This window comes from Microbacterium sp. K41 (assembly GCF_004794395.1).
Classification (GTDB): domain Bacteria; phylum Actinomycetota; class Actinomycetes; order Actinomycetales; family Microbacteriaceae; genus Microbacterium; species Microbacterium sufflavum.
On sequence record NZ_SSDO01000381.1, the window covers coordinates 1 to 10,043 of the forward strand.

The window sequence follows — 10,043 nt, forward strand, 5'->3', positions numbered from 1 at the left end:
GCCGCGAGCTCGGCCGCGGACGCCGCCGGACCACCCTGACCCTCGCGCACCACCCACCGCCGACGGCCGCCGGGGAGGGGGAACGACTCCACGAGGCCGTCCGGCTCGAAGAACAGCACCGCGCGGTCGTCGGTCGTCGGCGCCTCCACGTCGAGCATCGCGTAGCGCGCCCGCCCCGGTCGGCGCGCCCAGCCCACCCCGAACGCGCGACGCAGACGACTGCGCACACCGTCGGCGACCACGACCATCGACGCCGTCTCCTCGCGCCGCCCGTCGGTGCCGTCGACGCCCACCCGCACGACCGTGCCGTCATCGCGCACCGAGCGGACGGTCGAGCCCAGGCCCAGCGCATCCCCCTGCAGACGCTGCAACCTCTCCCGCAGCAGCCCCTCCGTCCGCGGCTGCGGCAGTGTGTAGACGGGTCGGTCCGCGGTGAAGTCCAGTGACGCGAGGCGCCGCCCCCTGCTGCGCACCTCGCCGCCCGTCAGTCGCAGCGCCTCCGCTCGCACTGCTGTGCCCACCCCTGCCGCGTCGAGGGCATCGAGCCCCGGACGGTGGATGCCGATCGCGCGCGTCCGCCGTCCGGGCTCCGCGCGCTGCTCGTGCACGCGCACCCGCCGACCGTCCTGTGCCAGCAGGCACGCCACGAGCAGCCCGACGGGGCCGCCGCCGACCACGAGCACGTCATGTTCCGGCACGCGGCGCCTCCCACCGCAGCTCCAGTCGCGCGGGAAGACGACTGCGCACGCTCCATCCCGACGGCGCCAGTGCGGCGAGCTCCCGCGCGGTGTACGAGCGCCGGATACTGCGCAGACCGTCCACGCGGATGAAGGAACCGGCGAGCAGTGTGCGGGAGAGCGGCCACGTGGCACCCGCGAAAGCCGTGTAGGCCAGGCGGCCGCGCGCGATGTCGTGATGCGAGACCAGCCCGCCCGGAGCGGTGAGGGCCTGCGAGTCGCGCAGCACCGCGTCGAACTCCCCGGCATCCAGGTGATGCAGCACGTGATTCGACAGCACCACGTCGTACCGATCGCCCTCCTCGACCAGCTGGGACGACAGCGCACACCGGTAGCGGATGCCCAGCCCCACGTCGTGCGCTGACGCCCACCGGATCGCGCGCTCATCCGCATCCAGCGCCGTGACGTCGGCCTCGAGCCCGTCCCGCCGCAGCCGCCGCACGAGAAGGCGGCACAGATCTCCGCCGCCCGCGCCGATGTCCAGGATGCGGATCCGGCGGGCGGCCGCGCGCGGGCGGATGTCCTGACGGTAGAGGCGTCCGGGCCGGGAGACCACCGCGTTCACGGCACCGAACCGCTGGTACGTGCGACCGAGCATCTCCTCATCGGCCTGCGGGTCGTCCATCAGCTCCCGCACGTGGGTCGCGCGGACCCGGAGATCCACACTCATGAAGCCGCCGGGGCGACCACGGTCAGCAGCGCGCTCTCCGCCGTGAGACCGGGGCCGAACGCCATCGCCGCCACGCGGTCGCCCGGCTCGGCCCCCTCGCGCTCCAGGATCCGCTTCAGCACGAACAGCACGGTCGCACTCGACATGTTGCCGTACTCGCGCAGCGTCTCGCGCGCCGGTCGCAGCTGTGCGTCGCTCAGCGCCATCCGCTCCTGCACCCTGTCGAGGATGCTCCGCCCGCCGGGATGGATCGCCCAGTGCCGCACCTGTTCACCCACCCGTCCGGCGGCGAACGCCTCCGCGAGGCCGTCCTCCCGGGAGTAGAGCGGGCCCAGCGCCCCGATGATCGACGCGCCGATGATCTGCGGCACCGCGGTCGACAGGATCATCTCGAACCCCGAGTCGCCGATCGTCCAGGCCATGTCGTCCACGCCCTCCGGGACGATCGCGGTGTGGAAGCCGTCGAGGCGGAGCGCGGGAACGGACGAGGGGAGGTCACGCGCGGTGACGACGCCCGCTGCAGCGCCGTCGGCGAAGAGCGAGGAGGCCACGATCGTGTCCGGATCCTCCGAGGAGCGCAGGTGCAGGGTGCAGAGCTCCACGCTCACGACCAGCACGACCGCGTTCTCATCGGCCGCGCAGAACTGAGCAGCGGCCCGCAGCGCCGGCATGGAGGCGTAACAGCCCATGAAGCCCAGGTGATAGCGCTGGACCGCATCGGACAGACCGAGCCCCCGCACGATCTCGTACTCCGGTCCCGGTGCGTGGAAGCCCGTGCACGACACCGTGATCACGTGCGTGACATCGGCGGCGGTCACGTCGGGATCCGCGTCGAGCGCGCGACGGGCGGCCTCGACGAAGAGCCGCGAGGCCTCCCGCGTGTAGTAGTCGTTGCGTGCTTTCGTGCCCGGGGCGAGCAGTCGACCGGAGCGACGGTCGTAGAACAGCGGCTCGTCCGGCTCCGCCCCCTCGGCGAGTTCATCGATCACGGTGTGCCGTGTGTCGATCCCCGACACGCGGAACGAGGTCGACACGATGCGCTGAGCCAGCCGACCGAGACCGGGCTGGGCGGCGAAGACCTCACGCACCTGCTCCTGCACGAGAACGGTCTCGGGGACGATCGTCTGCAGCGATCGAAGCACAGGCGGTCGGCTCATGGGCCCACTCAACCACCCGGCGAGCTCCGGGGAAAAGGGGTTGCGTCGTGGCCGTCGCGCGCCTAGAACCCGAGCGCTCTGGCGAGCTTCGACTCGGAGGACGCCTCACGGGCGCCGGCCGCACGCACCACGCCCTCGACCGCGGCGAACAGGGCTGCGCGTCCTGCCTCATCGGCGGGAGCGGCGGGACCGAGCTCCACCTCCCACTCACGCCACGCGCGGCGCGTGCCACGGCGGACGTCGGTCGCACGGACGCGATCGTCCACGAACTCCGCCACGACGCCGCGCGGCCCCGTGAGCAGGTAGGCCGTGCGGTCGTTCTCGATGCGCGCGAGGGGGGTCAGCGGCGCCGTCGTCCAGCCGGAGATCGCCTCGACGACCACGGCGGGAACGGTCTCGCCGGTGTCGCCGAGCGGCCATCCCAGCTCCAGGCGTCCGTCGCCCTGCCGCGGCCCCTTCACGTGCCAGCCCTCGTCCGGGCCGCCCGTGCGGCGACGCAGCGCGACGCCCGAGCGCGCGAGGGCGCCGTCGTCGGTGTCGAGATAGTGCGCGTCCAGGGCACGGTGCTCACCGGACGACACGGCATCGACCCCCGGGATCGCCTCCCACCGCGGGAGCGGAGTGTCGTCGTCGACGTCGTACGTGCGCTCGACCTCGACCGTGCGGGAGGGCTCAGTCATCCTCGAGCGTGAGGTCTTCGAGCGACTCCTCGAACCAGTAGTCGACCTCGGTCGGGCCGTCGCCCTCGCCCGTGTTCTGCGGCTCGCCGCGGCGGTTGTACACCACCTGCGTCTCGCTGTAGGGGACGATCAGCTTGTCGTCCGCATCGCCGAGGGGGATGATCTGCCCGTCCAGCGGGCCGCCGTGGAGTCGTGCGAGTGCCATGTGCCCAGAGTAGACCCGACCTCCCCCATCCCCGCGGCGCCCGGCCGCTCAGCCGAGCAGGACGCCGAGGACGGCTCCCGCGATCATCCACGGTCCGAACGCGATCCTGGTCGCCCGGTCGGCGCGCCGCAGCGCCATCAGCACGAGCGCGTACAGGGCTCCGAGGACGAATGCGGACGCCGCGCCGAGCGCGAGCGCCGTCCAGCCGTGCCACGCGAGCAGCAGCCCGATGACCGCCGCGAGCTTGACGTCTCCCCCGCCCATGCCGGCGCGACTGATCGCGCGCAGCACCAGGTAGAAGCCACCGAGCAGGACGCCGCCGAGCAGGGCACGGATCATCGGCTCGGGCCGACCCGTCGCGACGGCATCCACGGTGACGAGCAGGAGCAGGGCGGCGAGCGCGGGCAGCACGATGCGGTTGGGGAGACGGTGCGTGCGGGCGTCGATCACGACCAGCCATCCGCCGACGCCGAGGAGGGCGCCGTGCACCAGGCCGATGAGGGCGAGTCGGAGATCCATCCGGGCAGGCTAGGCGAGCAGCATGCGCGCCGATGACCCCCTGTGGACAGGGTTTCACGGATGTCCGATGTACGAATTAGCGTCATTGACGTCACTTGCTTTATTCGTACATATCTTCGAGGATGGATGCATGGGGATCGGGCTCGATGCGATGACCGCGCTCTCTCCGACCAGCGACAACCGCGCCGGAGAGGTGCTGCGGCTGCGCCGCGAGATCAGCCGGATGCAGCGGCGGCGCAGCGAGCACACCCTGCTCCCCCTCGACCCCGCCTTCGCTGCGCTGCTGCCCGAGGAGGGACTCCAGACCGGCACCTCCTACACGGTCTCCCCCTCCCCGGCCCTCGTGCTGGCGCTGCTCAGTGCCGCCTCGGGCAAAGGGCACTGGTGCGCGGTGATCGGCATGCCGACCCTCGGGGTGGAGGCCGCCGCCGCCTACGGCATCGACCTGACCAAGCTCATCCTCGTCCCGTCTCCCGGAGACCGCTGGCTCGCAGTGACCTCCGCCCTCGCCGAAGTGGTGCCGCTGATCGTCGTCCAGCCGGAGTCGAGGGCCCGGGATGCGGATGTCGCACGATTGAGTGCTCGACTGCGCGACCGCGGCTCCACCCTGCTGGTCGCCGAGGAACCGGGCGCGGGGCGGTGGGCGCAGAGCGAGGGCACCATCCGCCTGCACGACCCCGACTGGCACGGGCTCGGAGAGGGGTGGGGCCTGCTCTCCGATTGCACGGTGACGGTCACCGCCCGGACCAGGCACAGCCCGCGCGCCTCGAGTGTGCGGGTGCGGCTCCCCGGCGGACACGGTGCCGTCGAGACGGCGGTGGCCGAGCTGACCGCCCTGCCCCCGCTCTCCATCGAACCGGAGGCGTCGGGCACCTCCACCCCGTCGGAGCTCCTCTTCTGGGCGGAGGCAGGATGAACGCTCCCCTCCGCGTCCTCGTGCTTTGGTTCCCGGACTGGCCCCTGCGGGCGGCCCTGGGTGGCGGGCAACCGCATCCGCCCACGGCCCTGGTGCAGGCGAACACGGTCGTCGCGTGCACCGCCTCGGCCCGAGCGCACGGCGTCCGCATCGGCCAACGTCGCCGCGTCGCCCAGGGACTCCTCTCCTCGCTCCGGGTCCTTCCGCACGACCCGGGGAAGGACGAACGGGCCTTCGCCCCGGTGCTGCAGCTCATCGAGAGACACGCCCCCGGGGTCACCCTCCTGCGTCCCGGCCTCGCGATCCTGCGAGCCAGGGGCATCTCGCGCTACCACGGGGGCGAGGCGGAGGCGGCGGCGGCGCTCTCTGCGATCCTGGCCGACGCCGGCTACCCCGAGGTGCGCGTCGGGGTCGCCGACGGTCCCTTCACGGCCGAGATCGCCGCACGGGGAACGGCCCCCTGCACGGTTGTCCCGCCCGGCGCCTCCCGGGATTTCCTGGCACCGTACCCCGTCCAGGTGCTCCGCGACGAGCAGCTCAGCGGGCTCCTCCTGCGACTCGGGGTGCGCACCCTCGGCGCGTTCACCGCCCTCGACCCGCTCGACGTGCGCGACCGTTTCGGCGAACAGGGAGCCCGGATGCACGCACTCGCCTCCGGCGCCGACTCCCGCCCACTGACCCCGCGCCCGCCCGACCCCGAGCTGGCGCGGAGCATCGAGTTCGACACCCCCCTGGGCGGCGCCGACCAGGTGGCCTTCGCCGTGCGGCAGACGGCCGACGCCGTACTGCTCGCCCTCGCCGATGCCTCCGTCGTCTGCACCGAGGTGCGGATCGATCTGACGGACGATGGCGGCGAGGTCTTCTCCCGCACCTGGCTGCACCCGACGTGCTTCGACGCCTCCGACCTCGTCGACCGGGTGCGCTGGCAGCTGGAGTCCCTGGCGGCGCTGACCGCGAAGGAACCCGTGGACGAGGCGAGGGCGTTCGGCGGCATCGCGGCGGTCCGCATCCTCCCCGTCGCCGTGGACGACGCGGCACACCATCAGCCCGGCCTCTTCGGATCGGGCACCGACGAGCGCCTGCACCACGCGGTCTCCCGGGTGCAGACCATGCTCGGACATCAGGGCGTGGTCACGGCGGCCGTGTCGGGTGGGCGCTGGCTGGCCGACCGTCAGGTGCTCACCCCGTGGGGCGAACGAGTGGTGCCCCCGCGGGACCCCGGGTCGCCCTGGCCGGGCAGCCTCCCCGATCCGCTGCCGTCCGAGGTCTTCCGCCCTCCCCGCCCGGTCGGCGTCGTCGGGGTCGATGGGAGCGTCCTCACGGTGGACGACCGCGGGGCGCTGTCGAACGACCCCGCCCGCATCGACGGTGCCGGAGTGCAGGCCTGGGCGGGGCCGTGGCCGGTGCAGGAACGCCGGTGGGCTCCGGGGGGCGGCAAGCGGGGGCATCGGCTCCAGATCGTCGACGACCGCGACCGCGCCTGGCTCGTCTTCCACGCCGGCGAGCGCTGGTGGGCCGAAGGGAGGTATCGCTGATGGGATGGCACAACCCGCCGCTGAGCTGGGATCAGCTGGAGCGCACCCTCAGCGGCGATCCGGCCCCGCCGTCCGCGACCCCCGGGCGACGAGCGGACCCCGGACCCGTGAGCCGACGCCGCAAGCGCCTCCCTCCCGCCCTGCCGAAGCGGCCGGACGACGCCGTGCCCTACGCCGAGCTGCACGCGCACTCCTCCTACTCCTTCCTCGACGGCGCCTCCTCCCCCGAAGACCTTCTGGCCGAAGCCGAACGCCTGGGCCTGAGCGCCCTCGCCCTCACGGACCACGACGGGTTCTACGGCGCCGCGCGCTTCGCCGAGCTCGCGGAGCACATGGAGGTGCAGCTGCAGACCGTGTTCGGAGCCGAACTGTCGCTCGACCTGCCGCTCGCCCCGCAGGGCGCCGCCGACCCGCCCGGCGAGCATCTGCTCGTGCTCGCCCGCGGCATGGAGGGCTACCACCGGCTGTCCGGGGCGATCACCGCCGCCCAGCTGCGGGGCGGGGAGAAGGGACGCCCCGTGTACGACCTCGACGACCTGGCCGCCCGCGCGGACGGACACTGGACGATCCTGACCGGCTGCCGCAAAGGCGCGGTCCGGCGAGGGCTCGACGCCGGCGACGCCGCCACCCCGCTCCGACGACTCGTCGACCTGTTCGGCAGCGACAGTGTGGCCGTCGAGCTCTTCGACCACGGAGAGCCCCTGGACACACGGCGCAACGACGCTCTCGCCGACCTCGCGCGGCGGATGCGCCTGCCGGTCGTGGCGACCAACAACGTGCACTACGCCAGGCCGATGCAGGCTCCCCTCGCGGAGGCCGTGGCCGCGGTCAGGGCGGTGCGCAGCATGGACGAGCTCGACGGCTGGCTGCCCGCGCACGGCGGAGCCCACCTGCGCAGCGGGGCCGAGATGACGGCACGTTTCGCGCGCTACCCCGGAGCGATCTCGCACGGGCTGGAGATCGCCGCCGCCTCCGCCTTCCCGCTGCGCATGGCACGCCCGGCCCTCCCTCGGCAGGACGTGCCGCCGGGCCACACGCCCATGAGCTGGCTGCGACACCTGGTGTGGGCGGCGGTGCCGACGAAGTACCCCCGGCTGGACGCCGACGGCCACCGCCGCATCGAGCGCGAGCTCGACGTGATCGAGGAGAAGGACTTCCCCGGCTACTTCCTGATCGTGCACGGCATCGTCGCCGAGGCCCGTCGCCGCGGGATCCTCTGCCAGGGGCGAGGCTCCGCTGCGGCGAGCGCGGTGTGCTACCTGCTGGGCATCACCGCGGTCGACCCGATCCTCTACCGGCTGCCGTTCGAGCGGTTCCTCGCCACCACGCGCACGGAGGAGCCCGACATCGACGTGGACTTCGACTCGCGGCGCCGGGAGGAGATCATCCAGTGGGTGTACCGCGAGTACGGAAGAGAGCGGGCGGCCCAGGTGGCGAACGTCATCCAGTACCGGCCGAAGAACGCGGTCCGCGACATGGCCAGGGCCCTGGGGTACTCGCCGGGCCAGCAGGACTCGTGGTCACGGCAGGTCGACGGGTGGGGGTCGGGGCTCGAACCCGTCGAGGGCCACGACATCCCGGACACCGTGCTCGACTACGCCGCCGAGCTGCTCAAGGCCCCTCGTCACCTGGGGATCCATTCCGGCGGCATGGTGCTCACCGCGCGCCCGGTCGGCGAGGTGGTCCCGGTGGAGCACGCCCGCATGGAGAACAGGACGGTCATCCAGTGGGACAAGGACGACGCCGCCTTCATGGGGCTGGTGAAGTTCGACCTGCTCGGCCTCGGCATGCTCGCGGCCCTGCAGCACTGCTTCGACCTCGTGCGCGAGGCCACCGGTGAGGAATGGACGCTGGAGACCCTGCCGAAGGAGGAGGCCGGGGTGTACGACATGCTGTGCCGCGCCGACTCGATCGGCGTCTTCCAGGTCGAGTCCCGAGCGCAGATCGGCCTGCTGCCCCGCCTGCAGCCCCGCCGCTTCTACGACCTCGCGATCCAGATCGCCCTGATCCGCCCCGGTCCCATCCAGGGTGGCGCGGTGCATCCGTTCGTGCGGCGCAAGATGGCGAAGGACCGGACGGACGAGGAGAACAGGGAGCGGGAGGCCAGGGGCGAGGCGCCGGTGGACTTCCCGATCCCCTACCCGCACAGCGACCTGGAGGACATCCTGAAGCGCACCCTGGGGATCCCCATCTTCCAGGAGCAGCTGATCCAGATGGCCACGGCGGTGGGCGACTGCACGGCCGACGAGGCGGACCTGCTGCGGCGGGCGATGGGGTCCAAACGAGGGCTGGAGAAGATCGAGAAGGTGCGGGGCAAGCTCTACGCGGGGATGGCCAGGCGAGGACTCGTGGACGACGACGCCGACCGCATCTACGCGCAGATCCAGGCGTTCTCGAACTTCGGTTTCGCCGAGTCGCACTCGCTGTCGTTCGCGCTCCTCGTCTACGCGAGCTCCTGGCTGAAGCTGCACTACCCGGCGGCCTTCCTCGCCGGGCTGCTGCGGTCGCAGCCGATGGGGTTCTACTCCCCCGCGACACTCACGGCGGATGCCCGCCGGCACGGGGTGGAGGTGCGCCGCCCCGATCTGCACCTGTCCGGGGCCACCGAGCTGCTCGAACCCGTCGCCGCGGACGGCGGCACCGGGCCCACGGGCAGGGAGAGCTGCCTGGCGGATCCGCAACCGGAAGTCCTGCGCTTCGACCGGAGCGCGCCGGACGAGTCGGCGGCACACCGCAGGGACGGGCGGTTCGCGGTGCGACTCGGGCTCAGCGGCATCCGCGGCATCGGCGTGCCGCTGGCGGAACGGATCGTCGCCGAGCGTGAGGCCCACGGCCCCTATCGCGATCTCCACGACCTGGTGCGGCGGACCGATGCGACGGCGGCGCAGCTGGAAGCCCTCGCCACCGCCGGCGCCTTCGCATGCCTCGGCCTCGAACGGCGGGAGGCGATCTGGCTCGCCGGGGCCGCGGCCGACGACCGCTCCCGCTTCCTGCCGGGGACGACCGTGGCTGTGCAGCCGCCCCTGTTCGCCGACCAGACGAGTTACGAACGGCTCTCGGCCGACCTCTGGGCCACGGGCATCTCGACGGACGACCACCCCATGGCACACTTCCGCGCAGCCCTCCAGACCCGCGGGGTGCTGACCGCGGCCGATCTGCAGAAGCACGAGACGGGACGACGCATCGAGGTCGCCGGGCTGGTCACCCACCGACAGCGACCGGCGACAGCGGCCGGGGTCACCTTCGTGAACCTCGAAGACGAGAGCGGTCTGGTGAACGTGATCTGCTCCACCGGTGTCTGGGGCCGCTTCGGCCGGATCGCCCGCGAGTCGCCGGCACTCATCATCCGCGGCATCCTCGAACGCTCACCCGAGGGTGTGGTCAACGTGCTCGCCGACGCCTTCGAGGATCTGCAGACCGGCGTGGCCCACCGATCGCGGGACTTCCGCTGACCCGGGCACCGACAGCGCAGGCCCGTCAGAAGCGAGGGACGTCCGCCGAGACCGCACCGGGCACCCGCACCGGCCCCGCGCGGCCCGCGTGCATCACCAGAAGCGCTCGGGCTCCTCGGCCGGCGGGCGGTCGGTGCCACCCCAGCGGTCGGCCTCCGCCTTCGCCGCCTCC

At 72.7% G+C, this 10,043-nt stretch carries 9 protein-coding genes; 3 read left to right on the forward strand and 6 right to left on the reverse strand.

Translation table 11 applies throughout. The annotated features are described in order from the left end of the window. The 6 genes from DW309_RS11800 to DW309_RS11825 all read right to left on the reverse strand — a co-directional run. A partial coding sequence (locus DW309_RS11800; RefSeq protein WP_168387261.1) for an FAD-dependent oxidoreductase occupies positions 1 to 698 on the reverse strand: 698 nt, incomplete at its 3' end. Further along, on the reverse strand, positions 685 to 1,407 hold the full coding sequence (locus DW309_RS11805) for a methyltransferase domain-containing protein (RefSeq protein ID WP_136045485.1): 723 nt from the start codon (positions 1,405 to 1,407) through the stop codon (positions 685 to 687). The genes DW309_RS11805 and DW309_RS11800, both read right to left, overlap by 14 nt. Then, complete coding sequence (locus DW309_RS11810) at positions 1,404 to 2,564, reverse strand: type III polyketide synthase (protein WP_136045486.1); 1,161 nt, start codon at positions 2,562 to 2,564, stop codon at positions 1,404 to 1,406. The genes DW309_RS11805 and DW309_RS11810 overlap by 4 nt, the downstream gene beginning before the upstream one ends. 62 nt (positions 2,565 to 2,626) lie before the next feature. After that, positions 2,627 to 3,244 carry a CYTH domain-containing protein gene (locus DW309_RS11815; RefSeq protein WP_136031264.1) on the reverse strand — a complete coding sequence of 206 codons (618 nt, stop codon included), beginning with the start codon at positions 3,242 to 3,244 and terminating at the stop codon, positions 2,627 to 2,629. Beyond that, positions 3,237 to 3,449: a hypothetical protein gene (locus DW309_RS11820; RefSeq protein WP_046749348.1), complete on the reverse strand. Its 213-nt coding sequence runs from the start codon at positions 3,447 to 3,449 to the stop codon at positions 3,237 to 3,239. Before DW309_RS11820 ends, DW309_RS11815 begins: the two co-directional genes overlap by 8 nt. Before the next feature lie 48 nt (positions 3,450 to 3,497). Further along, the gene (locus tag DW309_RS11825; protein ID WP_136045487.1) at positions 3,498 to 3,968 is read right to left on the reverse strand and encodes a prepilin peptidase; all 471 of its coding nucleotides are present in this window, start codon (positions 3,966 to 3,968) and stop codon (positions 3,498 to 3,500) included. Between the two features lie 130 nt (positions 3,969 to 4,098). Between DW309_RS11825 and imuA' the strand changes: the two genes are divergently transcribed. The 3 genes from imuA' to DW309_RS11840 are packed head-to-tail and all read left to right on the forward strand — an operon-like array spanning position 4,099 to position 9,871. Further along, positions 4,099 to 4,884, forward strand: coding sequence for a DnaE2-dependent mutagenesis accessory factor ImuA' (gene imuA', locus DW309_RS11830; RefSeq protein WP_136045488.1), 786 nt, complete (start codon positions 4,099 to 4,101; stop codon positions 4,882 to 4,884). Next, positions 4,881 to 6,419 carry a DNA polymerase Y family protein gene (locus DW309_RS11835; protein WP_136045489.1) on the forward strand — a complete coding sequence of 513 codons (1,539 nt, stop codon included), beginning with the start codon at positions 4,881 to 4,883 and terminating at the stop codon, positions 6,417 to 6,419. Before imuA' ends, DW309_RS11835 begins: the two co-directional genes overlap by 4 nt. Next, positions 6,419 to 9,871, forward strand: a complete 3,453-nt coding sequence (locus DW309_RS11840) for an error-prone DNA polymerase (RefSeq protein WP_136045490.1) — start codon at positions 6,419 to 6,421, stop codon at positions 9,869 to 9,871. Before DW309_RS11835 ends, DW309_RS11840 begins: the two co-directional genes overlap by 1 nt. Positions 9,872 to 10,043 lie beyond the last annotated feature (172 nt).